Genomic DNA, 23,661 nt, shown 5'->3' on the forward strand with positions numbered 1-23,661 from the left:
GGCAGATCGAAATTCCTTGATTTCATCGTATGATGCGCGAAGTACTTAAGAAACTTCACGCGACGTTTGGGGCGTGCGTTTGGACAACCAGCTCTGGGAAAGCAAATACCGCGAGGCCGTCGACCGGCTCACCCGCGAAGAAGCCCAGTGGCGGGCCGTGGAGTCCGTGCTGCGCCAGCTGGTGGCCAGCCTGACCCGTGCCGCCCACGGCGCGCATGACCAGGTCGACCCGCATATCGAGCGTCTCAGCGCGGCCCTCACCGGCGGCCCGGCCGATGCCATGGTGCTGGAGACCCTTTCCAACAGCCTGCGCGATGCGCTGGAAGGCCTGGCCACCCGGCCGCTGCGCAGCCCGGAAGACCGCGCCATCCCGATCACGCGCCCGCAGCGCGGCGAATACGGCTCGTCCGTGCAGTCCGCCATGCACCGCCTGGTGGATCGCATCGTCGTCCAGCCCAAGCTGGCCGACCGGGCCAACGACCTGCGCCGTGACGTCGCCGATGCCGGCGATCTCGTCGGCCTGGCTACCTGCGGCGACCGCCTGGCCGATCTGGTCAACGAACAGCGTATCGGCATGCAGCGCGAAATCGATGCGCTGCAGGCGGTGCTGCGCCACGTGGCCAGCCGCCTGGACGAACTGACCCAGTACATGGCCCGCGAGCTGGCGGACCAGTCCACGGGCGAAGCCAACGGGCAGGCCCTGGATGCGTCCGTGGCGCACGAGATGCGCCTGCTTGGCGAAGCCGTGCTCGAAGCCGAGGACGCACACGAACTGCGCGAGCGGGTGAACGTCGGCCTGGAAACCATCGCCGCCTGCTTCCGCGACTTCCGCGAACGCGAGGGCACGCGCCTCACCGCGTACCGCGACCGTGCCGAGAAGATGCGCCAGCGCGTGGAACAGCTCGAGACCGAGCGCAACGCCCTGCAGCGTTCGCTGGAGCGCGAGCACGAGCTGGCGCAGACCGACACGATGATCGGCATGCCGAACCGGCTAGCCTACGAGAAACGCATCGAGGCGGCCTACGAAAGCTGGCTGACGACGTCGCGCCCGCTTTCCATTGCCGCCATCGACATCGACCACTTCAAGAGCATCAACGATACCTACGGCCACACCGCGGGTGATGCCGTGCTGCGTGTCATCGGCCAGGCCTTGCTGAAGCATGTGCGGCCGGTGGATTTCGTGGCGCGCTATGGCGGTGAGGAATTCATCGTCATCTTCGATGGCGCCGACGAAGCCGAATCCCTGCAGGTGAGTGAACGCCTGCGCGGCAAGATCCAGCACCTGGCCTTCCACGCCAGCCGCCAGCCGGTTCGCGTGACGGCCTCCATCGGCGTGGCGCAGTTCCGCCCCGGCGACAGCCCGCAGGCCGTGTTCGAACGTGCCGACCTGGCGCTGTATACGGCGAAAAACGGCGGCCGCAACCGCTGCGTCATCGGCTAAGCCTCACGCGGCCACGCCGAAGACGTGGCCTACCGCGGCCGTGAGCGCCATCGCCGCGGCACCCCAGCAGAGGATACGCACCACGCCGCGCCACACCGGGGCGCCGGCCATGCGTGCCGACGCCGCGCCCAGGGCGGCCAGCGCCAGCAGCGAGACGCCGACCGTCACCGGTGCCATGGAGGCACGCGGGCTCGCGGCCACCGCCAGGATCGGCAGGATCGCACCCACGGCGAAGCTTGCCGCCGATGCCGCCGCGGCTTGCAGCGGACGTGCCGCCGTCGTCGCTGAAAGACCCAGTTCATCGCGCGCATGCGCACCGAGGGCGTCGTGCGCCATCAGCTGCCCGGCCACTTCATGGGCCAGCGCGCGATCGAGCCCGCGGCGCACGTAGATCTCGGTCAGTTCGCGATGCTCGCCGTGCGGATCCTCGTGGATTTCGCGCTGCTCGACTTCCAGCTCGGCGCGCTCGCTGTCGGCCTGCGAGCGCACGGAGACGTATTCGCCCGCGCCCATCGACATCGCGCCCGCCACCAGCCCGGCGATGCCGGCGAGCATGACGTTGCCGGTGCCCGCCTCCGCCGAGGCGACGCCGACGAGCAGGCTGGCCGTGGACAGGATGCCGTCGTTGGCGCCGAGCACGGAGGCGCGGAGCCAGCCCAGCCGGTCCAGCCGGTGGTGTTCATGGTGCTTGCGGATCACGCGCGTGCTCCTGTTCTTTCTGTTCGACCCGGTCTTCCAGGCGCGTGACCAGCCAGCCGGTCAGCAGCGCGCACGTCGTACCAATGATGACTTCGCCCAGGCGCCATGCGGCGACTTCCCAGCGCGGCCCGGTGGCCGGCACCAGCAGCACGATGGCTGCCGTGATGCCGCCGATCCGCGCGGCGCTACCCGCGCCCGCCGACCAGCAGGCGAGGGTGACCAGGGACAACGCCACGGCGAACGACACAAAGTCGCCGCTGCCACCAACGAGCAGCCCAAGCAGCCCGGCGATGCCACCGAAGGTGGTGCCGAGGATGCGGTCCCGGCTGACACCGCGGGTGTCACCATAGTGCGGCTGGGTGACCGCCACGGCGCTGATCGCGGCCCAGAACGCTTCGTCCGGATGCAACAGCAGGCCCAGCCCATACGCCGAACCGGAGGCCAGGACTGTCTTGAATGCCATGAATGCGCCAAGGCGCATGCGCGGCCCGAGCGGCAGGCCACGGAACATCCTGTCCAGCACCTGCTGCGCACGACGGACGCGCGAGAGGTCCTGGGTGGCGTGCTCGTGGGGCCGCGGGGCGCTGGACTCGGTCATGCGCCCATCGTAGCCGCTCGCACCGTCGACGCGCCGCCAACACGCGCGCACAATACGCGCCGCCACGGCCCACGGCCGCCCTCACCCTCACGAGTCTCGTTAATGTCCATCACGATGTACCAGACCACCGTTCCCGTCCTCGTCCGCGCGCTGACGAACCTCTCCGGCGTACTGGCCAAGGGCGCCGCCCACGCGAAGGACCGCAACATCTCCGAAGAGGTGCTGCTGCACACGCGCATTACCCCGGACATGTTCCCGCTGATCCGCCAGGTGCAGATCGCCACCGACATGGCCAAGGGCGCGGCGTTCCGCCTGGCCGGCGAAGAGGTGCCGGCGATGGCCGACGACGAAACCACCTTCGAGCAGCTCCAGGCGCGTATCGCCAAGGTGGTCGAGATGCTCAAGGGCTTCAAGCCGGAACAGATCGATGGCAGCGAAACCCGCGAGATCCTGCTGAAGACCCGCGCGGCCGAACTGCACTTCCACGGCCAGTCGTACCTGCTGAACTTCGTGCTGCCCAACGTGTACTTCCACTGCACCACCGCCTACGCGATCCTGCGTGGCGTCGGCGTGGTGCTGGGCAAGACCGATTTCGTCGGCAAGCCGGAGTAACCCGGCGCCATCCCGAAACGGGTGAACGTCAGTTCTTCAGCTTCCAGCCGGTGCGGAAGATCCACCAGACCACGCCCAGGCAAAGCAGCATGAAGCCCACGGTCATCGATGCGCTGACCACGACGTTCACATCCGCCTGCCCGTAGAAGCTCCAGCGGAATCCGTTCACCAGGTACACCACCGGGTTGAACAGGGTGAGTTTCTGCCAGAACGGCGGCAGCATCGAGATGGAATAGAAGCTGCCGCCCAGGAAGGTAAGCGGCGTGATCACCATCAGCGGCACCACCTGCAGTTTCTGGAAGTCATCGGCCCACAGGCCGATGATGAAACCGAACAGGCTGAAGGTCACCGCGGTAAGCAACAGGAACCCCAGCATCCAGAACGGATGCTGGATCTCGTAGGCGACGAACAGGCGCGCCGTGGCCAGGATCAGCAGTCCAAGGATCATCGACTTGGTCGCCGCCGCGCCGACGTAACCGAGCACCACCTCGACGTAGTTCACCGGTGCCGAGAGCAGCTCGTAGATGGTGCCGGCCCACTTGGGCATGTAGATGCCGAACGACGCGTTGGAAATGCTCTCGTTCAACAGCGAGAGCATGATCAGGCCGGGGATGATGAAGGCCCCGTAGCTCACGCCGTTGATCGCGCCCATGCGCGAGCCGATCGCCGCGCCGAACACCACGAAGTACAGCGAGGTGGAAAGCACCGGCGAGGCAATGCTCTGCATCAGCGTGCGGAACGTGCGGGCCATTTCGAAGCGATAGATGGCGCGGACACCGTGGAAATTCATGCGCGGCTCCTCACCAGGCTGACGAAGATATCTTCCAGCGAACTCTCGCTGGAATGCAGGTCCTTGAAGTCGATGCCGAGGGCGCCGAGCTTCTTCAGCAGGTCCGCGATGCCCGTGGCCTCCGCCTGCGTATCGAAGGTGTAGGTGAGGCACAGGCCATCCTGCGACAGCTCCAGCGGCCAGCTTTCCAGCTCGGAAGGGATCGAGGCCAGCGGCGCCTGCAACGAGAGCGTCAGCTGCTTCTTGCCCAGCTTGCGCATCAGCGTGTGCTTCTCTTCCACCAGCACCAGCTCGCCGCGGTTGATGACGCCGATGCGGTCGGCCATCTCTTCGGCTTCTTCGATGTAGTGCGTGGTGAGGATGATCGTGACGCCCGACTCGCGCAGGCGGCGGACCATTTCCCACATGTCGTGGCGCAGCTCCACGTCCACGCCCGCCGTCGGTTCATCGAGGAACAGCACGCGGGGTTCGTGCGACAGCGCCTTGGCGATGAGCACGCGCCGCTTCATGCCGCCGGACAGCGCCATGATCTTCGAATCCTTTTTGTCCCACAGCGACAGCTCGCGCAAGATCTTCTCCAGGTACGCCGGATCCGGCGCCTTGCCGAAGAGGCCGCGGCTGAAGTTCACCGTCGCCCACACCGTTTCGAACGCATCGGTGGAGAGCTCCTGCGGCACCAGGCCGATGAGGCCACGCGCGGGTCGGTAGTCGCGGACGATGTCATGGCCATCGACCAGCACGCTGCCGCCGGTGCCGTTGACGATGCCGCAGATGATGCTGATCAGGGTGGTCTTGCCGGCGCCGTTGGGGCCAAGCAGGGCGAAGATTTCACCGCGGCGGATGTCGAGGTCGACACCCTTCAGGGCCTGGAAACCGCTTTTGTAGACCTTGGACAGGCCGCGTACCGCGACGATCGCGTCGTGGGCCGTATCGGTGGGGGACATGGGGATCCGTGGGTGTCGGAGTCAGCGGGTGATGGTAGTCCGTTGTCCCGGTGGGTGCACGGCCTTGAAGGCGTGCCCCGGCCGCCCCACCATCGACGGATACCCCACGGAGCCACGCCCATGAGCATCTCGCTGCACGAAGCCTCTGCCGCCGCCTACATCCGCGGCTTCCGCGTCCTGGTTGAACTGCTGGGCAAGGCCAAAGACCACGGCGGCGACACGCTGGTGGAAGCGCGCCTGGCGCCGGACATGTTCAACCTCGCCGGACAGATCCAGCGTGCCAGCGACACCGCGAAGTTCGCCATCGCCCGCGTCGCGGAGGTGGAAGGCCCCTCGTTCAAGGATGACGAGACCACCATCGAACAGCTGGTCAAGCGCATCGAAGACACGGTGGCGTGGATCAAGTCCGTGCCCGCCGAGAAGGTGGATGCGGGCGCCTCGCGCACCATCACGCGCAAGTTCGGCCCGTCCGAGCGCACCTTCAGCGCCAGCGAGTACCTGATGGTCTTCGCCCTGCCCAACTTCTATTTCCACGTGACCACCGCATACGACATCCTCCGCCACAACGGCGTGGGCGTGGGCAAGCTGGACTACCTCGGCTTCACCGGGTGACCGACGGCCTGTCGCGCTGCGCCTGGGGTGACGCTGACGACCTCATGCGCGGTTACCACGACCGCGAGTGGGGCGTGCCCGAGCGCGATGGCCGCAAGCTGTGGGAGAAGCTGGTCCTCGATGGCTTCCAGGCCGGGCTGTCATGGCGGACGATCCTTGCCCGCCGTGACGGCTTCCGGCGTGCCTTCGACGGCTTCGATCCCGCGGTGGTCGCGGCCTACGGCCCGGCCGAGGTTGAACGCCTACTGGGCGATGCCGGGATCATCCGCTCGCGGAGCAAGATCGGCGCGGCGATCAACAACGCCAGGGCCTACCTGGCCATGCAGGCGGCGGGCGAGGATTTCGCGACCTTCTGCTGGGACTTCGTCGGCGGCGAGCCGCTGGCCTGGGACGGGCCGGTGCCACCCAACAGCCCGCTCTCGGAGCAGGTCTCCAAAGCCCTGAAGAAGCGCGGCTTCACCTTCGTCGGGCCGACCATCGTTTTCGCCTGGATGGAGGCCACGGGGCTGCTCAATACCCACGCCCCTGGCTGCTTCCGGCGCGCCGAACTCCTTCGTAAATCCTTACATAACAAGGGTTAATGATTTTTTTAGCCGTACACGCGTAGCGTGGGGCATGCGGTACTACTCTCACAGGCGGGGGTCCCATGGCATCGAGTTCCGCTCAACTGTTCATCCCGTACAGCGAATCGGCCCACGGGCCGTGGATCGTTCGCCGCGCCTCGATGGCGCTGGGGCGCTATCCGTCACAGGCCGACGCCATCCACGCCGCGGAAGGCCTCGCCCCGGGCCTCTCCGACAGCCTTGGCCGCCCCGTCGCCATCCACGTGCAGCACGCGGACGGCAGCTGGGAAGAACACACCTGGGTCGTCGCCGGCCTGGTCGCCAGCGCCCCACCCAGCCGGCGATCCACGCGCGCTGAGTCCACGGGGTGAGACCCCGATAAGGTAACCTTGGTGGGCTATGCTCACCGAAGACACAAAAGCCGCCATCCGCGCCGCGTACGCGCGCCTGAAAGACGGCCTGACGGGATTCCGTGGGCGCCCCTCCCAGCTGAAGATGATCGCCGAGGTCGCCAAGGCCCTGGCCGAACCGGCGGGTGCGGCGGTGATCGAAGCGCCTACCGGTACCGGTAAGTCCATGGCCTACCTGATCGGTGGCCTGGAAGTCGCCCGCGCCCAGAAGAAGAAGCTGGTGATCGCCACGGCGACGGTGGCCCTGCAGGAGCAGCTGGTCCAGCGCGACATCCCCCAGTTCATGAAGCTCTGCGGCATCGAGGCGAAGGTGGCGCTGGCCAAGGGCCGCGCGCGCTACCTGTGCCCGCGCAACCTGCGCATGGCCGGGACCGAACCGTCGGCCCAGGGGGGCTTCGAGTTCGACGCCGACGTGGCGTTGTGGTCGCGACCGCCGGCCGAGCGCGATACCAAGGCCATCGAGAAGCTCGGCAAGGCGTTCGAATCGCGCGAGTGGAACGGCGACATCGACACCAGCCCGGAACCGCTGTCCGACCTGGTGCGCGGCATGATCACCACCAGCGCGGGCGGCTGCACGGGACGCAAGTGCGGCGCGTTCGCCGTGTGCCCGTTCTTCCTCGCCCGGCGCGCCATCGGCGAAGCCGAGATCGTGGTGGCCAACCAGGACCTCGTGCTCGCCGACCTGACGATGCCGCGCGACGAAGACACCTTCGGTGGCGTGATCCTGCCCAAGCCCGAAGAGACGCTGTACATCTTCGACGAGGCGCATCACGTGCCGGCCAAGGCGATCGACCGCGGCGCGGCCGATGTGCACCTGGCCAGTACCGTGCGCCGCATCGGCCGCCTGCAGAACCAGGTGCATGCCGCCTACTCGCTCACCGACAAGGAGAGCATCGGCAACCTCACGCTGGAAACCGGCGACGAGAAGATCCTGGAAATGTCGAACGCGCTGGAAGAGATCGAGCGCGAGATCCGCCTTTCGTGGACGCCGTCGTCGAGCGAACTGGAACCCGTGTTCCGCGCGTCGCTGGGCCAGCTCCCCGAGAACTGGAAAATCCACGCCTCGCACCTGCACACGGTGACGCGCGACGTGCAGCGCTGGCTGCGCACCGTGCGCCGCACCGTGGTGGAAATGGAAGCTGGCGGCCCGACCCAGGAAGCGCTCTCGCGCGAACTCGGCATGGCGCTGGAACGGCTCGAGCGCCAGGTGCGCACGTGGTACGCGTGGTCGGCGGATGATCGCGAGCATGGCCCGCCGCTCGCCCGCTGGGTGAGCATGACGCCCGAGCAGCAGCTGGTCTGCCACGCCTCATCGGTGTCGGCAGGCGGCCTGTTGCGCAGCGTGCTGTGGGATAACGCCTCCGCGGTGGTGATGACCTCGGCCACGCTGAGCGCCGGCGGCAACTTCCGCGGCTTCGCCGATTCGGTCGGCCTGCCGAACGATGCGGTGACGCTCAGCCTGCCCTCCCCCTTCGACCTGGAACGCCAGGCGCGCCTGGAAGTGCCTGCGTTCACCACGTTGCCCGACGACCGCGAAGGCCACGCGCGCGAAGTCGCGAGCTGGCTGGCGAAGCACCTCGACTGGGAGGCGGGCAACCTCGTGCTGTTCACCTCGCGCGCCAAGCTCGACCGCGTCTTGCAGGTGCTGCCCATCGACCACGTGCGCAAGGTACGCGCGCAGGGTTCGCTGGCGAAGGCGCAGCTCATCGCTGAACACTGTGCCGATATCGAAGCCGGCAAGGGCAGCACGATCTTTGGTCTCGCGTCCTTCGGCGAAGGCCTCGACCTCCCCGGCAAGCTGTGCGAAACCGTCGTCGTCACCCAGCTACCCTTCGCGGTGCCGACGGACCCGGTGGGTGCGACGTATGCGGAGTGGCTGGAATCGCGCGGACGCAACCCTTTCATCGAAGTGAGCGTGCCCGATGCCACGCGGATCCTCACGCAGTATTGCGGCCGCCTCATCCGCACCGAAACCGATACCGGGCGCATCGTGCTGCTCGACCGCCGCGTCATCACCAAGCGCTACGGCACGGGCATGCTGCGCGCGCTTCCGCCTTTCGCCCGCGAGATCGAGCGTGTCGCATGACCATCCTTCGCTTTGACGAACTGCGTGCCGTGCCCTGGAAGAACGGGCTCGGTATCACCCGCGAGCTGGCCGTCGAGCCGCCGGGCGCATCCATGGACGCGTTTGCGTGGCGGGTGAGCATTGCCGACGTGGATACGGCCTCGCCGTTCTCGACGTTCCCGGGCATCGATCGCACCATCGTGCTGCTCGAAGGGGCCGGTTTCACGATGGTGATGGATGGCGACCACGAGCACGCGCTGACGACGCCGTGCGAGCCCTTCGCCTTTCCCGGCGAGGCAACGGTGGACGTTCGCCTTGCTGGCGGCGCGACGCGCGACTTCAACCTGATGGTGCGGCGTGGCGTGGGCACGGCACGGCTGGCCGTGCTGCAAGGGGCGGGCGAATTCGACGGCGTGAAGATCGCCTACCTCGTCACCGGCACGGGCACGGCGGATGACCAGCCCGTCACTCCCGGTGACACGGTGTTCGACGCCCGTGCGTTGACGCTAGGCGCCGGTGCCCGCGCCATCGCCGTCTACGTCGCCTAGCACCTCGGCCACCGGCTCACGCTGCCACAGGTTCACCGAGGTCAGCTGGAACTTCACCGGCGGCACGGCCGATTCCCAGCCTTCGATGCCGGGGAAGGTCTCCCGCAGGGCCCGGACCATGGCGGGGAAGCCCACGTCGTGCTCGGAGAGCACCAGGGTGTCCTCCCCGTCCACGTGGAAAAACAGGAACACGGTGTCCCACGCAGGCGTATCGCGGTTCCCCGCCTCCACCCGGCTCACCCGGGCCAGCGGCACGTCCCGCATGCGGAACAGGCCGGGGGTGGAGACGATGACCCCGGCGTCGACGTCCACATGCACCGCCCCCCGGGACACCAGGCGCTCGCGCAGGCGCGTAAGGAGCGGGCGTTTGCCTGGGTTGGCGTCGTGGCTCATGGATCGGTTCCGGTGGCGCAATTTAATGAGGATTCACCCGTCATCGGCATCGTAGGCAGTCGCTTTAACGGAATCCAGCCATGCGCAACCTCCTTGCCGCCCTGAACGGGGCCATGGCCAGCCCCGGCATCGCTTCCGCGCCGGTGACCGCCGTGGCCGACCTGGACCTGGAACGCTACGCCGGCACGTGGCACGAAATCGCCCGCCTGCCGATGTATTTCCAGCGCAAGTGCACGGGGAACGTCACCGCCACCTACACCCCCAACCTCGACGGCACGGTGACGGTGGACAACCGCTGCGACACCGCCGAAGGCCCGACGGCCAGCATCGGCATCGCCCGCCGCCCCGACGCCTTCGCCCGCGGCAAGCTCGAAGTCACCTTCGTGCCGCCCTGGCTACGCTGGCTGCCCCTGGTGTGGGCGGACTACTGGGTACTGGCCCTGGACGATGACTACCAGTGGGCCATGGTCGGCCAGCCGGGACGGAAGTTCCTCTGGATCCTTTCGCGCACGCCTGACCTGGATCCGGCGACATTCAGCCGGCTCAAGACCAGCGCCGTCACGATGGGGTACGACCTCTCGGCACTTATCGTATCGGGAAAGAGGGATACTGCGCCCTGATCACAGGGACAACGACGTGACCCACGCCGACGTGAAGAAAGAGCTGGCCGCCTTGGTCGACTGGCGCCTGGCGTTTCCAGGCTTCGTATTCCGGGCTGTCGACTTCCGGTTCGCCTACTTCTTTGAAACGCCGTGGACAGGCCGCTTTGATGTCGGCGCGGAACTTGACCGACTGCTTCTGGACGACGATGCGAGTGACGCCATCGTCTCGGTTGAACATGCCGGTGACGGAACGTTCGATAACGAGCGCGCTGCGGCGATCGCAACAAGGCGCCCTTTTTTCCGAAACACGGGTGCGGGCGTATCTCGCGTCGGATCCAACCTGGCCCGGGCTAACCGTTGCCGCTGCGGATTCATTGAGCTGGATCCTCCATGAGAATCCAGCTGAGCCATTCGGCGTGCTCGTGACCCAACGCTCCCTGACCCCTAAGCAACCGGATCCGGATATCGTCTTCGATGTCGAGAGGGTCATCGAGCTTGTGAAGGGCTCAACGCTCGGCTTCCATCCCTGGGTGGCAGATCGCATCGTCGCCTCGTATGGCGCCATGGCGAACGGCTAGCATGTGAGGTTCCTGACCCGGCGAGACCAAGGCCCATGGCCACCACCGATACGACCTGCCCTTGTGGTACCGGAAAGCCTTACAGCGCCTGCTGCGGCCCCTGGCATGCCGGCACCCCTGCACCCACCGCCGAGGCACTCATGCGCTCGCGCTACAGCGCCTACGTGATGGGGCTGGAGGCTTACCTGATAGCCACCTGGCACCCGTCGTCGCGGCCGGTTTCCCTGGATCTGAGCCAACAGCCGTCGCCCAAACCCACGTGGCTTGGGCTAACGGTAAAGCGCCATGAGAATCCGACAGCGGATACCGCCGTGGTCGAGTTCGTCGCGCGGCTTCGCTATGGCGGCGGCAGTGCGCGGAAGATGCATGAGGTCAGCCGCTTCGTGCGCGAAGACGGCCGCTGGTATTACATCGACGGGGATGTCGATTGAACGGTATGGCCGCGGCTACAAGCCGACGTGGGTCATCGCTACCCATCCGATGAAGCTGATTACGGCTGCCAGCAAGGCCAGCCGGCAGGTGTTGCGAAGATAGATCGCCACTCGGTCATCGGGAACGAGGTTGTCCGTAAAAACCATCCGCAGGGCGAATCGCATTCGCCTGACGTCGAAGGACACCCCGGTCTCGCGCATCCGCGGATCCCATCGAAGCACCATGGCACCGCCGGCATGGATACCGGACAGCAGGAACACGGCAGCCGCATAGCCGAACCAGAACGCAACGGACTTGCTGGCGGGATCGAGCTGGCATGTCACGCAGGCTGACGCATCGTCGGCGTGTGTGAACGCGATGTACAGCGCGCCGCAGAAACCGACAAAGGTAACGGGCGTCGACAGCCGCAGGATCCAGCAAAGCACCCGCAGGTAGCCGGGAGGCACCGGGTACACGCCGAGCAAGGCTCGCGTCGCGTAACGCTGGTATGCCGCGTCGTTATCACCGTTTTCGGGAGAAACGCGCAATGCGCGCACCAGGCCCGAGGCGAAAGCGACCGATACGAGGCTAAGGACGACGACCAGGGCCGCCATGGACAGGAAGTACGTGAAGATAACCATACAGGCGTCGGCACCGCTTCAATCGGGTGCGACTTATAGCGAACCGGTCGGGTCGCGGCAACCATGACGGCCGCCGCGACCCTGCACACAGGTGCCTAGCCCGTCAGACCACCTGGCGCGCTACGCCGCCGTCGACGCGGACGGCCGCACCGGTGGTGCCGCTGGCCTGCTCGGAAGCAAGGTAGACAGACATGTTGGCGACTTCCTCGACGCTGAGCAGGCGTTCGATCAGCGAGGTCGGGCGGTGGGTCTTGATGAAGTCGGCTTCGACTTCTTCCAGCGTCTTGCCCTGGTCCTTCGCGATCTTGTTGAAGAACTCACCCACGCCTTCGGAGAGGGTCGGGCCTGGGAGCACGGCGTTCACGGTGACGCCGGTGCCGGACAGCGACTCGGCGAGGCCGCGCGAGACGGCGAGCTGGGCCGTCTTGGTCATGCCGTAATGGACCATCTCGGCCGGGATCTGCAGGGCCGATTCGCTGGAGATGAACTGCACGCGGCCCCAGCCACGGTCAGCCATGCCCTTGGCGTAGTGGCGCGACAGGCGCACGCCGGAGTTCACGTTCACTTCGAAGAAGCGGCTCCACTCCTCATCCGTGATGTCGAAGAAAGGCTTCGGCTCGAAGATGCCGAGGTTGTTCACCAGGATGTCCGTGTTCGGCACGGCCTTGATCAGCGCCGCGGCGCCCTCGGCGGTGCCCAGGTCGGCGGCGACGCCCGACAGCTTCGCGGCCGGCACGGCCTTCCTGATCTCGGCGATGGCGGCATCGACGCGGGCCTGGGTGCGGCCGGTGACGACCACGCTGGCGCCGGCATCCGCCAGGCCCTGGGCAATGGCGAGGCCGATGCCCGCGGTGGAACCGGTGACGATGGCGCTGCGCTTGGAAAGGTCGATCTTCATGGGATGACTCCGACGGAAAGGTTGATTCCATCATCGTCGGGGTGAAGGAGGCTTGGATCAATCACCGCCAGGGCAAAAGACTTTCGCCCTGGGGCGAAGGATCGGCCTGTTCGGAGGCTCCCGCCAGGACGGGGAGCCGGCCCGGCGCGAGAGATGGCGGGCGTACGGCGGCTTGTGTGCCCCTGGCCGCACGGCTAACCTTGCGGCCATTCAGGGGTCCAGGGAGCGGAAAGTGCATCGCATGAAAAGTCTGGCTGCCATGGCCGCTGTCATCATGGCAGCCTCCGCGACGGGCCTTCCAGCGGCAGCGTCTGCAAAATCGGCCCCGTCGAAAGAGCCGCAGTTCTGCAACATCTACCTCGACACCGTCTGCTTTTCCCTTCCCGCCGGGCAGCCTCTCGATGTTTCGCTGCCGATGGACTTCATGCTCTACAAGATGCCGCTACCCGGTGGCGGCAACGTGACGATTTACAGCGGCTACAACCCGGAACGCGCGCTTGAGGGCAAGGCGACCCGGAAGTGTGCAACAGGAATGAAAGCGGAGCGCTGCGAGTTCGCTGACGACGGAAAGGTATTCGACCTTATCTACGACACCGGCGGCATGTCGAACCTGACACACATTCATATCGACGGATTGAGTGCGGCGAACCGTGCTGCAGCGAAGGCCTTGCTGGATGGGTTCCACGCGTGCACTTCGCATGGCATCAGCATGACGTGTACGCCTGACAAGCCATTTCGGGACGTGCTGCGCATTGATGAGCCTCAGAAGCCCTAGGCGCGATCACGTCTCAAGTTTAAGCAATGTGTCGCCTTCGTACACCCCGTTGGGGCCGAAACGTCGCTCGATGATGGTCGTGCGGTCGTCATGGCCGACAAGGATGACCGTGCTCGCGCGCGTGCCGTAGTTTTCCCCGGCGATGAACGCGCTGGAAAGAAAGCGCTCGCGTTCGATGCCGATGCCGGTATCGGGCAGCAGGTCGTCGGGCCAGCGGCCCTGGTCGGAGAGCATGCGGAACAGGGCGTCGGTGCTCTCGCCATCATCGGCAAGCCACGCTTCGAGACGATGCACCAGTGCGCGTGTCTTTGGCCATGGCGCGTTGAAGTCGGCATTGGACAGGCCATGCACGCCGTCGCTCACCGCCTCCCAGCGCGGCTCCGGCTGGTTGCCCAGGTAGAACGCGCTGTCGTGGTCGAAGGTCAGCAGGTTGAACGGGCGGTAGTCGCTCGCGGTCGCAGCAAGTTCTTGCGCATGCACGGCAGCGGGGAGGTTGGAGCCGAGGTAGTCGGCGACCAGCAGGCCACGCGACAAACCGCTGTGGTCGGCCTTCAGGTCGCGCACGTTGGTGATGACGCTGGCGCGGCCGTGGGGCGCGACGCCCACCCAGGTGCCACCGGCTTCCAGGTCGCGACCCGCGGCAATCTGCGGCGCCTCGTCCCAATGGGCGAGCGGTGCTGAGGGGCGGGCGTGGAATTCATCACGGTTGCCGAGCAACACGAGTCGCCAGCGCGGGTGAACGCGCCAGGCAAAGGCGATCAGGCACATAGGGCAATGGGGGCCGTTGAGGGCATGCCCCCATTGTGCGCCGGTCAGGCGGTGACCGTCACCTTCGCGGCCTTCGCCGTGGCAAGCATGCGGACGATGGACGCGGCGGCTTCGCGGCCGTCGTAGACCGCGCGCACCACGAGGTCCGCGCCACGCACGTTATCGCCGCCGGCGAAGATGCGCGCATGCGAGGTTTGGTGCGGCAGATGGCCTTCCGCGCCTGTCACGATGCGGCCGCTGCGGTCACGCGCGATACCGAAGGCATCGCACCAGTGCGGCGGGCTCGGCTGGAAACCGAAGGCCTGGATCACGACGTCCGCGCGCAGGTCGGTTTCGCTGCCTTCCACGTTGCGCGGCCGCGGGCGGCCATCACCGTCGTCCACCAGCTGCGTTTCGAGAACGCGCACGGCCTTCACCTTGCCATCCTCGCCCACCAGCGCCATGGGCTGCCGCTGGAACAGGAAGCGCACGCCCTCCTCACGGCTGTAACCGACCTCACGACGCGAGCCGGGCATGCTCGGTTCATCGCGGCGGTACACGCAGGTGACGGACGCCGCGCCGAGACGGATGGCCGTGCGGTTGCAGTCCATGCCGGTATCGCCACCACCGAGCACCACGACGTGCTTGCCGGCGAGGTCGTACTCGGGCGACGGCGGCTGCTCGCGCAGCAGGCGCTCGGTGTTGGCGATGAGGAACGGCAGCGCGTCATGCACGCCGCCGAGCTCACGGCCTTCGAGCTGGCCATCCACGTACGTGTAGGCGCCGGTGCCGATGAACACGGCGTCATAGTCGTTGAGCAGTTCGTCGAACTCGATATCGCGACCGATCGTGACGCCGAGATGGAAACGCACGCCCATGCCTTCGAGCACGGCGCGACGCATCCGCACCACGTTCTTGTCGAGCTTGAACGGCGGGATGCCGAAGGTGAGCAGGCCACCGATTTCGTGTTGCGCATCGAAGACGTCGGCGGCGATGCCCGCGCGGCGCAGGCGATCCGCGCAGGCCAGGCCTGCCGGGCCCGCACCCACGATGGCGACGCGTGCGCCGGTTTCCTTCACCCGCGACAGATCCGGGCGCCAGCCCTGGCGGAAGGCCTCGTCGGTGACCCAACGCTCCACGCTGCCAATGGTGACGGCACCGAAGTCGCCCTGCTCCAGCGTGCAGGCGCCCTCGCAGAGACGATCCTGCGGGCAGACACGGCCGCAGATTTCCGGCAGCGGGTTGGTCTCGTGCATCAGCGCCGCGGCTTCGAACAGGCGGCCATCCTGCACCAGCTTCAGCCAGTTGGGGATGTAGTTATGCACCGGGCACGCGTGCTCGCAATACGGGTTGCCGCAGTCGATGCAGCGGCCGGACTGCGACGAGGCTTCGGTGGAAGCGAAGTCGCCGGAGATTTCGCCGTAGCCCAGCACACGTACCGCCACGGGCACGGTGCGCGGGGTCTGCCGCGGCAGGTCGAGGAATCGGAAGTCTTTGGCGCTCATGCGGCGCTCCGCAGTTCTTCGGCCAGGGCATCGAGGCTGGCAGCCTTGGGTTTGACCAGCCAGAAGCGCTGCAGCATGCCGCGGAAATCGCCCAGCATGCGGCGGCCCCAGGCACTGCCGGTGAGTTCCGCATGGCGGGCGATAAGCTGGCGCAGGTGCTGCATGTAATGTTCCATGCCTTCGTGCGAGATGCGCACGATGTCGACGAGTTCGTGGTTGTAGCAATCGACGAAGTTGCGCTCGATATCGAGCACGTACGCGAAGCCGCCGGTCATGCCCGCGCCGAAGTTCAGGCCGGTGCGGCCAAGCACGGCGACGACGCCGCCGGTCATGTATTCGCAGCAGTGGTCGCCAGCGCCCTCGACAACGGCGAGCGCACCCGAGTTACGCACGGCGAAGCGCTCGCCGGCCTGGCCGGCGGCGAACAGCTCGCCACCGGTGGCGCCGTAAAGGCAGGTGTTGCCGATGATCGACGCATCCTGGCTGGCGAACGGCGAATCCGCCGGCGGGCGAATGACGAGGCGGCCACCGGCCATGCCCTTGCCCACGCCGTCGTTGGCCTCGCCGATCAGGTCGATGTGCACGCCGGATGCATTCCACGCACCGAGGCTCTGTCCCGCCGAGCCGGTGAGGTGCAGGTTCACCGGGCGATCGGCCATGCCCGCGTCGCCCCAGCGCCGCGCGACATCGCCGGACAGGCGCGCGCCGATGGCGCGGTCCGTGTTGGCGATGGGGTAACGGAAGGTGCCACCAAGGCCATCCTGCACGGCCACGCGCGCATCGGCGGACATCCGCGACGCGAGCGCCGCCGGGTCACGCATCGGGTTACGGGCAAGCGTGCAGGCAAAGTCCACCTTCTCGCCCATGCCGTCGTCGGAGATCAGCGGGCTCAGGTCCAGGCGTTCCTGCACGGCGGTGATGCCACCACGCTGCTCCAGCCGGTCCGACTGGCCGATCAGCTCGGCCAGCGAGCGCACGCCCAGTCGCGCGAGATGCAGGCGAACGTCTTCCGCGACGAAGCGGAAGTAGTTCATCACCATGTCGGGCAGGCCGATGAAGTGCTTCTGGCGCAGCACCGGGTGCTGCGTCGCCACGCCGGTGGCGCAGTTGTTGAGATGGCAGATGCGCAGGTACTTGCAGCCCAGCGCCACCATCGGGCCGGTGCCGAAGCCGAAGCTCTCGGCGCCGAGCATGGCGGCCTTGATCACGTCCAGGCCGGTTTTCAGACCGCCGTCGGTCTGCAGGCGCACGCGGCCACGCAGGTCGTTCAGGCGCAGGGTCTGCTGCGTTTCCGCCAGGCCCAGTTCCCACGGCGTGCCGGCGTACTTGATCGACGTGAGCGGGCTCGCACCGGTACCGCCATCATGGCCGGAGACGGTGATGAGGTCCGCACCCGCCTTCACCACGCCCGCGGCGACCGTGCCGACACCCGCGTGCGAGACGAGCTTCACCGAGACCAGCGCCTGCGGATTCACTTCCTTCAGGTCGTGGATCAGCTGGGCAAGGTCTTCGATGGAATAGATGTCATGGTGCGGCGGCGGCGAGATCAGGCCGATGCCGGGCTTCGCGTAGCGCAGCCGCGCAATCGTCGCATCCACCTTGTGGCCCGGCAGCTGGCCACCCTCGCCCGGCTTGGCGCCCTGCGCCACCTTGATCTGCAGCACCTCGGCGTTCACCAGGTACGCCGGCGTGACGCCGAAGCGCCCGGACGCCACCTGCTTGATCTTCGACTGCCGATCCGTGCCGTAACGCGAGGGATCTTCGCCACCTTCGCCGGAGTTGCTGCGCGCGCCGAGGCGGTTCATGGCGATGGCCAGCGCTTCATGCGCCTCGGGCGATAGCGCGCCCAGCGACATGCCCGCCGAATCGAAGCGCTTCAGGATCGCCTCGACCGGTTCCACTTCGTCCAGCGGGATCGGCGTGGCCTCGCGTGGCACCAGCAGGTCGCGCAGCGCCGAGGCCGGGCGCGAGTCCACGTAGTGCGCGTACTTCTCGTAATCCTTCCACTCACCCGTGCGCACCGCCACCTGCAGGCTGGCGATAACGTCCGGGTTGTACATGTGGTATTCGCCGCCGTGCACGTATTTGTACAGGCCGCCGGCACGCAGCGCCTGGGCTTCGTCCCAGGCTTCGGCCGCGAGCACGCGCTGCTCCTGCTCAAGGTCGGCGAAGGTGCTGCCGCTGATGCGCGACGGCGTGCCGGGGAAGCACAGGTCCACGACTTCCCTGGACAGGCCCACGATCTCGAACAGCTGCGCACCGCGGTAACCGGCCACCGTGGAGATACCCATCTTCGAGAGGATCTTCAGCAGGCCCTTGCGGATACCGCGACGGTAATTGCGGCCGATTTCACGCGGTGCGCCTTCACCCTTGTGCAGGTGGCCACTGCGGCCCATGTCGAACAGGCTCTGGTAGGCGAGCCACGGATAGATGGCCGTGGCGCCAAAACCGAGCAGGCAGGCAAACTGATGGGGATCGCGCGTCGTCGCGGTCTCGACCATGATGTTGCACTGACATCGCAGGCCCTGCTCCACCAGGCGCGCATGCACGGCGCCGGTGGCGAGCAGCGAGTGGATCGGCAACAGGTCGCGGCGCGGGTAACGGTCGCTCAGGAACACCACTTCGACGCCACCGCGCACGGCGGCTTCCACGTCGTCGCAGATGCGCTTGACCGCCTGCTCCAGCGTTTCGTCCGCGCCGTACATGAGGTCGAAGCGCGGGGTATTGGCGTACGCGGGGTTCGCCAGGATCTGGCGCAGCTTGCGCTGCGAGAGGATCGGCGAGTTCAGCAGGATCTGCTTCGCGTTTTCCGGGCCCAGGTCGAAGATGTTCCGTTCCTGGCCAATCTGGGTGACCAGTGACATCACCAGCCGCTCGCGCAGCGGATCGATCGGCGGGTTGGTCACCTGGGCAAAACCCTGGCGGAACCGGTCGAACAGCGGGCGCACCTGGCGCGACAGCACGGCCATGGGCGTGTCGTCGCCCATCGAGCCGGTGGCTTCCGCTTCGGTTTCCGCCAGCACTTTCAGGACGGATTCGCTTTCCTCGCGGGAAAGGCCGTACAGCTTCTGGTAGCGGCGCAACTCTTCCGCCGGCAGCGGTTCGGCGGCGAGGCTCGGGTCGATCAGGTCGGACTCGAGGTACGTGACGCCATCGCGCAGCCATTCACGGAACGGGGCACGGGCACGGTTGATCGCGTCGATGTCGGCGTCGCGCAGCAGGCGATGTTCGCGGAAATCCACCGCGATCATCTCGCCCGGCGCGAGGCGGCCCTTGGCGACGATGCGCGACGACGGCACGTCCCACAGGCCGGCTTCGGACGCGACGATCAGATGGTTGTCGTCGGACAGCGCCCAGCGCGCCGGGCGCAGGCCGTTACGGTCCAGCGTGCAGGCGGCATAGCGACCATCGCACATCACCAGGCCCGCAGGGCCATCCCACGGCTCGCTGTGCAGCGCGTAATACTCGTAGAACGCCGCGAGGTCTTCGTCGATGTCTTCGCGTGCGGTGTACGCCGGCGGCACGAGCACGCGCATGGCGGTCAGCAGGTCCATGCCGCCCATCAGCAGCACTTCGAGCGCGTTATCCAGGCTTTCCGAATCCGAACCGTCCTGGGTCACCAGCGGGCCGATGTCGGAGAGGTCCACCCTGTCCGAGCGCATGACGGTGCCACGCGCCTGCATCCAGCGACGGTTCGCGCGGATGGTGTTGATCTCGCCGTTGTGCGCGAGGAAGCGGAAGGGCTGCGCCAGCCGCCACTTGGGCGACGTGTTCGTGGAGAAGCGCTGGTGGAACACCACGGCATCGGCGACGAGCGCGGGATGCTTCAGGTCCGGATACACATCGCGCAGGTGGCCGGGCGCGGCCATGGCCTTGTAGCCGATGACTTCGCCGGACAGCGAGACGACGTAAAACTGCTTGTCGCCCTTCAGCGCCTGCTCGGTGCGGCGGCGCGCGCGGAACAACGCTGTCTCGAAGGCCTCGGGCGGCATGTCACCGGGCGCGTCCACGAACACCTGGCGCACGCGCGGCATGGACGACGCCGCAAGCGGACCGCACGCGTCCTTGTTCACGGCGACGTCGCGCCAGCCGGCGACACGCAGTCCGGCGGCGGCGAGTTCGGTTTCAAGTGTAACTACTGCGGCGGCGTGGGTGTCGTCGTCGAAGAAAACAACGCCCGCGGCGAACTGCGTCGCCACGGTGATGCCGGCATCGGCGGCAAGCGCGCGCAACCACTCGACGGGACGGCGGATAAGCACGCCGCAGCCATCGCCACTGATGCCGTCGGCGTTGACGCCGCCACGGTGGGAAAGCTTCGCGAGTGCTTCAAACGCGGTGTTTACGAGCTTCGCGCTCGCATGGCCATCGATCTGCGCGACGATACCGAAGCCGCAGCTGTCGTGTTCAAACGCCTCGTCGTATAGGCGCGGTGTGCCTTGCTTCACCTAACGCCTCCTGTGGCATACGGTTGTGCTGGGAACTTCAGATGCGTGCACGTGGCCCCGCGACCGTGAACCGGCCGACCATCACGTGCACGCGAAGGGCATGCCCCGAAGGTACACATATTTGCCGCGCTGCGTCAAAGCGTTTGGACGTCCGAACGAATTCCTTACGTCTCATGCCCGGGTAGAGCGCCGGGTCACGCCGGGCCGGGGGCCGGATGGGTCATAATCGGCGGATGCGCCCACACCATCGCCTGCCCGCCCTTTTCCTCGCTTTCGCCACCGCCAGCCTCGCCCCCCTCCCGCCGGCCCATGCCGCGCAGGATGCCAAGGCCCGGGCGGAGCAGGAGGACGCCCGGCAAAAGCTGCAGGGCGTGCGCCAGCAGATCGAAACGCTGACCAAAGACCAGCGCGACACGGCCAATACCCGGGACAGCGCCAACGCCGCCCTGGCCAAAAAGGCCGAAGAGGTCTCCGCGGCGGCGAAGGCCGTCCGCGAGACCGACAGCGAGCTGGCCCAGCGCCAGCACGACCTGGACGAGCTGAACCAGCAGCGCGCCGGGATGCAGGCCGAGCTGGAGAAGCACAAGGGCGCCCTGGGCGACCTGCTGAGGGCTACCTACACCCTGGGCCGCGGCTCGGACCTCCAGCTCCTGCTCGGCGACGAGGACCTCAACCGGATCTCCCGCGCCCTGGCCTACTCCCGCTACTTCCAGGAAAACCGCCTGGAACGGATCAAGGGCCTGCTGGCGGATCTTTCCCGCCTGCAGGATGTCGAAAACGCGATCAGCGCCGAACAGCAGAAGCTCGAGGCGACGCGGGCCGAGCGCGAGAAGCGCTCGGGTGAGCTGGAACGCCAGCGGACGGACCAGCAGAAGCTGGCCGCCGAGGCCGATGCGAAATACAAGGACCAGGGCCAGCGGATGGCGGCCCTGAAGCAGAACGAGCAAGACATGAACGCCATGGTGGCGAAGCTGCAGAAGGTGATCGACGAGGCGGCGAAGGCGGCCGAGCCGGCGCCCGTGGCCAAGGGCGCCCCGGCAGGCCCGGCGCTGGGCAACCTGCGCGGCAGCCTGCCCTGGCCTACCAGCGGGCCGGTCCATGCGTTTGGCAACGGCGTCATCATCGTGGCGCCGCGCGGTACCGAGGTAAAAGCGGTGGCTCGTGGGCGGGTGGTGTTCGCCAACTTCCTGCGCGGCTACGGCATGATGATCATCGTGAACCACGGCAACGGCTTCATGAGCATGTACGGCAACAACGAAACGCTGCTGCACGGCGTGGGCGACATGGTGGAGGCCGGCGAAGCCGTCGGCACCGCCGCGGCGCCCGCCGGCGACAACGGCGCCTATTTCGAGCTGCGCCAGGGTGGCAAGCCCATCGATGCGCGCGGCTGGCTAGCGAAAAAGCATTGACCACGGAGAAAGGCATGCGCCAGCACCCCCTTCGCATCGCACTCGCACTGGCCCTGGCCGGCGCGCTGGCGCTCCCGGCACAGGCCCAGCAGAAGAAGGCACCGGTGAAGCAGCCCGATGCCCCCGCGGCGTCGAGCAGCACGGCCGCAGCCGTGGCGTCCAAGGCCGACGACAGCGTCGACCTGGACGACATCCGCAACTTCACGCGGGTGTACCACATCATCCAGCAGGCCTACGTCGAGAAGCTCGACAACAAGACCATCATGAAAGCGGCCATCTCCGGCATGCTGCAGAACCTGGACCCGCACAGCGAATACCTGGACAAGGAGGGCCTCGACGAGCTGGACGAGGACACCACCGGCAAGTACGGCGGCCTCGGTATCGAGGTGCTCCAGGTGGATGGCTCGCTGCGAATCATCTCGCCCATCGACGACACCCCCGCCTCGCGCGCGGGCATCAAGCCGGGCGACACCATCCTGAAGGTGGATGGCATGGTCGTGGACCAGCAGAACATCGACGACGCCTTCAAGAAGCTGCGCGGCGACCCGGGTTCCAAGGTGGTGCTCACCATCCTCCATGAGAAGTCCGACAAGCCGATCGACATGCCGCTGGTGCGCGAGCGCATCAACGTCACCTCCGTGAAGGTCCGCCAGCTGGATCCGGGCTATGTCTACATCCGCCTGAGCCAGTTCCAGGAAGACACGTCGACGGACCTGGACAAGAAGCTGGGCGACTACATCAAGAAGAACGGTGCCCCGCGCGGCGCCGTGCTCGACCTTCGCTCGAACCCGGGCGGCCTGCTGACCACCGCCGTCGGCGTGGCCGACACCTTCCTCGACTCCGGCACCATCGTGACGACCAAGGGCCGCCTGCCCGACGCCAACCTGCACTTCGACGCCCACCCGGGTGACCTGCTGCAGGGCGCGCCCATCGTCATCCTGGCCGACAACGGCACCGCGTCCGCCGCCGAGATCGTCGCCGGTGCGCTGAAGGACAACCACCGCGCCCTGATCATGGGCCGGCGCACCTTCGGCAAGGGCGTGGTGCAGACCGTGCTGCCGCTGGACCAGGACAGCGCGGTGAAGATCACCACGGCGCGCTATTACACGCCTAATGGCACCTCGATCCAGGCCGAAGGCATCAAGCCGGATATCGCACTAGCGGACCTGGCGGTGAACAAGAGCGACACCGCGCCCTCGCTGATCGGCTCGGAAGCCGACCTGCCGAACCACCTTGCCAACGAGAAGGCGGATGCCGGTGACAAGGCCGCCAGCGATGACGACGGCAAGCTCGCGCTCGAGGATTACGCGCTGTCCCAGGCACTGAACGTGCTGAAGGGCCTGTCGCTCAACCGGCGCTGATCACCAGAATTTCCACCAGGGACGGTGGGCGCGGGCCATGCGCTTGAGACGGCGCGAGGCAGCGCGCGGCGTCGTTTCCTGGGTGATCTTCCAGCCGTCGAACGCCGGCACGCCGTAGGCGCCGGCACCCATGTCGTACTCGAAGCCGGTGACGGTCTCGGCCAGCTCCACTGGCAGCGCCTGGAAGCAGTCCACGTCGTTACCCAGCGCGTCCGCCGCGTCCTGCTCGGCTTCGAACCGCGCATGCAGGATGTCGAAGGTGGGTGGCAGCTCGCCGCTGGTGGACAAGGCCCGCACCGCGCTGTCGGCATGGTGCTCGACATGCCATGCCGGTTTGCCGTTTTCGTAGGCGGTCACCATGCTCCCGGAGAACTCATCCCAGCGCACGGCCACCACCTTGCAGCCTTCGGACAACGGCAGCAGGGAATCTTCGGTGAGCAGCGGGGAGGCGAAACGGGTGACGACGACGAACCAGCCGTTGGGCAGCGCCACGGACATGCCGCGCCGCGCGTGGGCGGAGACCTCGCCACTGGGGACGAGGTCCAGGGCGGCGAAGACCGCATCGCCGTCTTTGCCCTTCACCGCCAGCCAGCCGCGGCTCCCGGTCATCGCAG

The 23,661-nt window shown here is 67.0% G+C and carries 25 protein-coding genes; 14 read left to right on the forward strand and 11 right to left on the reverse strand.

Annotated elements, in window-relative coordinates; all coding sequences use genetic code 11:
* The first annotated feature begins 73 nt into the window (after positions 1-73).
* Positions 74-1,441 (forward strand): GGDEF domain-containing protein, encoded by a 1,368-nt coding sequence (locus FIV34_RS18560; RefSeq protein WP_139984986.1) that lies wholly within the window; start codon positions 74-76, stop codon positions 1,439-1,441.
* Between the two features lie 3 nt (positions 1,442-1,444).
* On the opposite strand, the gene FIV34_RS18565 is transcribed toward FIV34_RS18560, so the two are convergent.
* Complete coding sequence (locus tag FIV34_RS18565; RefSeq protein ID WP_139984987.1) at positions 1,445-2,140, reverse strand: VIT1/CCC1 transporter family protein; 696 nt, start codon at positions 2,138-2,140, stop codon at positions 1,445-1,447.
* The gene (locus tag FIV34_RS18570) at positions 2,121-2,738 is read right to left on the reverse strand and encodes an FUSC family protein (RefSeq protein ID WP_139984988.1); all 618 of its coding nucleotides are present in this window, start codon (positions 2,736-2,738) and stop codon (positions 2,121-2,123) included. Before FIV34_RS18570 ends, FIV34_RS18565 begins: the two co-directional genes overlap by 20 nt.
* 102 nt (positions 2,739-2,840) lie before the next feature.
* Here FIV34_RS18570 and FIV34_RS18575 point away from each other — a divergent pair, with 102 nt between their 5' ends.
* Positions 2,841-3,350, forward strand: a complete 510-nt coding sequence (locus FIV34_RS18575; protein ID WP_139984989.1) for a DUF1993 domain-containing protein — start codon at positions 2,841-2,843, stop codon at positions 3,348-3,350.
* Between the two features lie 28 nt (positions 3,351-3,378).
* Here the strand turns inward: FIV34_RS18575 and FIV34_RS18580 are convergent, their stop codons facing one another.
* Both FIV34_RS18580 and FIV34_RS18585 read right to left on the reverse strand, forming a co-directional pair.
* On the reverse strand, positions 3,379-4,140 hold the full coding sequence (locus FIV34_RS18580; protein ID WP_139984990.1) for an ABC transporter permease: 762 nt from the start codon (positions 4,138-4,140) through the stop codon (positions 3,379-3,381).
* Positions 4,137-5,084: an ABC transporter ATP-binding protein gene (locus FIV34_RS18585; RefSeq protein WP_139984991.1), complete on the reverse strand. Its 948-nt coding sequence runs from the start codon at positions 5,082-5,084 to the stop codon at positions 4,137-4,139. Before FIV34_RS18585 ends, FIV34_RS18580 begins: the two co-directional genes overlap by 4 nt.
* Positions 5,085-5,204: 120 nt before the next feature.
* Between FIV34_RS18585 and FIV34_RS18590 the strand changes: the two genes are divergently transcribed.
* The 5 genes from FIV34_RS18590 to FIV34_RS18610 all read left to right on the forward strand — a co-directional run bounded on the left by FIV34_RS18590 (position 5,205) and on the right by FIV34_RS18610 (position 9,282).
* Positions 5,205-5,696: a DUF1993 domain-containing protein gene (locus tag FIV34_RS18590; protein WP_139984992.1), complete on the forward strand. Its 492-nt coding sequence runs from the start codon at positions 5,205-5,207 to the stop codon at positions 5,694-5,696.
* Positions 5,693-6,277 (forward strand): DNA-3-methyladenine glycosylase I, encoded by a 585-nt coding sequence (locus tag FIV34_RS18595; RefSeq protein WP_139984993.1) that lies wholly within the window; start codon positions 5,693-5,695, stop codon positions 6,275-6,277. Before FIV34_RS18590 ends, FIV34_RS18595 begins: the two co-directional genes overlap by 4 nt.
* A 65-nt stretch (positions 6,278-6,342) precedes the next feature.
* Positions 6,343-6,630 carry a DUF2188 domain-containing protein gene (locus tag FIV34_RS18600; protein WP_139984994.1) on the forward strand — a complete coding sequence of 96 codons (288 nt, stop codon included), beginning with the start codon at positions 6,343-6,345 and terminating at the stop codon, positions 6,628-6,630.
* 28 nt (positions 6,631-6,658) lie between these two features.
* Positions 6,659-8,755, forward strand: coding sequence for an ATP-dependent DNA helicase DinG (gene dinG / locus FIV34_RS18605; protein ID WP_139984995.1), 2,097 nt, complete (start codon positions 6,659-6,661; stop codon positions 8,753-8,755).
* Positions 8,752-9,282 (forward strand): HutD/Ves family protein, encoded by a 531-nt coding sequence (locus FIV34_RS18610; RefSeq protein WP_139984996.1) that lies wholly within the window; start codon positions 8,752-8,754, stop codon positions 9,280-9,282. Before dinG ends, FIV34_RS18610 begins: the two co-directional genes overlap by 4 nt.
* Here the strand turns inward: FIV34_RS18610 and FIV34_RS18615 are convergent.
* On the reverse strand, positions 9,241-9,675 hold the full coding sequence (locus FIV34_RS18615; RefSeq protein ID WP_139984997.1) for a hypothetical protein: 435 nt from the start codon (positions 9,673-9,675) through the stop codon (positions 9,241-9,243). The two genes, FIV34_RS18610 and FIV34_RS18615, sit on opposite strands and share 42 nt — an antisense overlap.
* Before the next feature lie 80 nt (positions 9,676-9,755).
* On the opposite strand from FIV34_RS18615, the gene FIV34_RS18620 reads away from it, so the two are divergent.
* The 4 genes from FIV34_RS18620 to FIV34_RS18630 are packed head-to-tail and all read left to right on the forward strand — an operon-like array spanning position 9,756 to position 11,286.
* Positions 9,756-10,295, forward strand: a complete 540-nt coding sequence (locus tag FIV34_RS18620) for a lipocalin family protein (RefSeq protein WP_139984998.1) — start codon at positions 9,756-9,758, stop codon at positions 10,293-10,295.
* 16 nt (positions 10,296-10,311) lie between these two features.
* A complete protein-coding gene (locus FIV34_RS18625) occupies positions 10,312-10,671 on the forward strand; it encodes a hypothetical protein (protein WP_139984999.1) in 360 nt (119 codons plus the stop codon).
* Between the two features lie 28 nt (positions 10,672-10,699).
* Positions 10,700-10,855, forward strand: coding sequence for a hypothetical protein (locus FIV34_RS21055; protein WP_170207657.1), 156 nt, complete (start codon positions 10,700-10,702; stop codon positions 10,853-10,855).
* A 35-nt stretch (positions 10,856-10,890) separates the two neighbouring features.
* Positions 10,891-11,286: a YchJ family protein gene (locus FIV34_RS18630; RefSeq protein WP_139985000.1), complete on the forward strand. Its 396-nt coding sequence runs from the start codon at positions 10,891-10,893 to the stop codon at positions 11,284-11,286.
* Between the two features lie 15 nt (positions 11,287-11,301).
* On the opposite strand, the gene FIV34_RS18635 is transcribed toward FIV34_RS18630, so the two are convergent.
* Positions 11,302-11,880, reverse strand: coding sequence for a hypothetical protein (locus tag FIV34_RS18635; RefSeq protein ID WP_139985001.1), 579 nt, complete (start codon positions 11,878-11,880; stop codon positions 11,302-11,304).
* A 130-nt stretch (positions 11,881-12,010) separates the two neighbouring features.
* Positions 12,011-12,805 (reverse strand): SDR family NAD(P)-dependent oxidoreductase, encoded by a 795-nt coding sequence (locus FIV34_RS18640; RefSeq protein ID WP_139985002.1) that lies wholly within the window; start codon positions 12,803-12,805, stop codon positions 12,011-12,013.
* A 241-nt stretch (positions 12,806-13,046) separates the two neighbouring features.
* On the opposite strand from FIV34_RS18640, the gene FIV34_RS18645 reads away from it, so the two are divergent.
* Positions 13,047-13,580 (forward strand): hypothetical protein, encoded by a 534-nt coding sequence (locus tag FIV34_RS18645; RefSeq protein ID WP_139985003.1) that lies wholly within the window; start codon positions 13,047-13,049, stop codon positions 13,578-13,580.
* A gap of 6 nt (positions 13,581-13,586) precedes the next feature.
* Here the strand turns inward: FIV34_RS18645 and FIV34_RS18650 are convergent, their stop codons facing one another.
* Genes FIV34_RS18650 through gltB form a run of 3 tightly spaced genes read right to left on the reverse strand, consistent with a single transcriptional unit; the run spans position 13,587 to position 20,277 of the window.
* Positions 13,587-14,348 (reverse strand): NRDE family protein, encoded by a 762-nt coding sequence (locus tag FIV34_RS18650; RefSeq protein ID WP_139985004.1) that lies wholly within the window; start codon positions 14,346-14,348, stop codon positions 13,587-13,589.
* A gap of 44 nt (positions 14,349-14,392) precedes the next feature.
* On the reverse strand, positions 14,393-15,832 hold the full coding sequence (locus tag FIV34_RS18655) for an FAD-dependent oxidoreductase (protein WP_139985005.1): 1,440 nt from the start codon (positions 15,830-15,832) through the stop codon (positions 14,393-14,395).
* Positions 15,829-20,277, reverse strand: coding sequence for a glutamate synthase large subunit (gene gltB, locus FIV34_RS18660; protein WP_139985006.1), 4,449 nt, complete (start codon positions 20,275-20,277; stop codon positions 15,829-15,831). The genes FIV34_RS18655 and gltB overlap by 4 nt, the downstream gene beginning before the upstream one ends.
* A gap of 233 nt (positions 20,278-20,510) precedes the next feature.
* Here gltB and FIV34_RS18665 point away from each other — a divergent pair, with 233 nt between their 5' ends.
* The gene (locus FIV34_RS18665) at positions 20,511-21,686 is read left to right on the forward strand and encodes a murein hydrolase activator EnvC family protein (protein ID WP_246058675.1); all 1,176 of its coding nucleotides are present in this window, start codon (positions 20,511-20,513) and stop codon (positions 21,684-21,686) included.
* Positions 21,687-21,700: 14 nt separating this feature from the next.
* Positions 21,701-23,047 (forward strand): S41 family peptidase, encoded by a 1,347-nt coding sequence (locus tag FIV34_RS18670; RefSeq protein WP_139985008.1) that lies wholly within the window; start codon positions 21,701-21,703, stop codon positions 23,045-23,047.
* On the opposite strand, the gene FIV34_RS18675 is transcribed toward FIV34_RS18670, so the two are convergent.
* A complete protein-coding gene (locus FIV34_RS18675; RefSeq protein ID WP_139985009.1) occupies positions 23,048-23,656 on the reverse strand; it encodes a hypothetical protein in 609 nt (202 codons plus the stop codon).
* Between the last annotated feature and the right edge of the window lie 5 nt (positions 23,657-23,661).

The sequence above is a fragment of the Luteibacter pinisoli genome, from assembly GCF_006385595.1.
Lineage (GTDB): Bacteria > Pseudomonadota > Gammaproteobacteria > Xanthomonadales > Rhodanobacteraceae > Luteibacter > Luteibacter pinisoli.

Bases quoted from the DNA above. Each gene is read 5' to 3' on its own strand.
- FIV34_RS18570 (WP_139984988.1), bottom strand. From the start codon at position 2,738: ATGACCGAGTCCAGCGCCCCGCGGCCCCACGAGCACGCCACCCAGGAC.
- FIV34_RS18575 (WP_139984989.1), top strand. From the start codon at position 2,841: ATGTCCATCACGATGTACCAGACCACCGTTCCCGTCCTCGTCCGCGCG.
- FIV34_RS18580 (WP_139984990.1), bottom strand. From the start codon at position 4,140: ATGAATTTCCACGGTGTCCGCGCCATCTATCGCTTCGAAATGGCCCGC.
- FIV34_RS18585 (WP_139984991.1), bottom strand. From the start codon at position 5,084: ATGTCCCCCACCGATACGGCCCACGACGCGATCGTCGCGGTACGCGGC.
- FIV34_RS18590 (WP_139984992.1), top strand. From the start codon at position 5,205: ATGAGCATCTCGCTGCACGAAGCCTCTGCCGCCGCCTACATCCGCGGC.
- FIV34_RS18600 (WP_139984994.1), top strand. From the start codon at position 6,343: ATGGCATCGAGTTCCGCTCAACTGTTCATCCCGTACAGCGAATCGGCC.
- dinG (WP_139984995.1), top strand. From the start codon at position 6,659: ATGCTCACCGAAGACACAAAAGCCGCCATCCGCGCCGCGTACGCGCGC.
- FIV34_RS18610 (WP_139984996.1), top strand. From the start codon at position 8,752: ATGACCATCCTTCGCTTTGACGAACTGCGTGCCGTGCCCTGGAAGAAC.
- FIV34_RS18615 (WP_139984997.1), bottom strand. From the start codon at position 9,675: ATGAGCCACGACGCCAACCCAGGCAAACGCCCGCTCCTTACGCGCCTG.
- FIV34_RS18620 (WP_139984998.1), top strand. From the start codon at position 9,756: ATGCGCAACCTCCTTGCCGCCCTGAACGGGGCCATGGCCAGCCCCGGC.
- FIV34_RS18630 (WP_139985000.1), top strand. From the start codon at position 10,891: ATGGCCACCACCGATACGACCTGCCCTTGTGGTACCGGAAAGCCTTAC.
- FIV34_RS18635 (WP_139985001.1), bottom strand. From the start codon at position 11,880: ATGGCGGCCCTGGTCGTCGTCCTTAGCCTCGTATCGGTCGCTTTCGCC.
- FIV34_RS18640 (WP_139985002.1), bottom strand. From the start codon at position 12,805: ATGAAGATCGACCTTTCCAAGCGCAGCGCCATCGTCACCGGTTCCACC.
- FIV34_RS18645 (WP_139985003.1), top strand. From the start codon at position 13,047: ATGAAAAGTCTGGCTGCCATGGCCGCTGTCATCATGGCAGCCTCCGCG.
- FIV34_RS18650 (WP_139985004.1), bottom strand. From the start codon at position 14,348: ATGTGCCTGATCGCCTTTGCCTGGCGCGTTCACCCGCGCTGGCGACTC.
- FIV34_RS18655 (WP_139985005.1), bottom strand. From the start codon at position 15,832: ATGAGCGCCAAAGACTTCCGATTCCTCGACCTGCCGCGGCAGACCCCG.
- FIV34_RS18665 (WP_246058675.1), top strand. From the start codon at position 20,511: ATGCGCCCACACCATCGCCTGCCCGCCCTTTTCCTCGCTTTCGCCACC.
- FIV34_RS18670 (WP_139985008.1), top strand. From the start codon at position 21,701: ATGCGCCAGCACCCCCTTCGCATCGCACTCGCACTGGCCCTGGCCGGC.
- FIV34_RS18675 (WP_139985009.1), bottom strand. From the start codon at position 23,656: ATGACCGGGAGCCGCGGCTGGCTGGCGGTGAAGGGCAAAGACGGCGAT.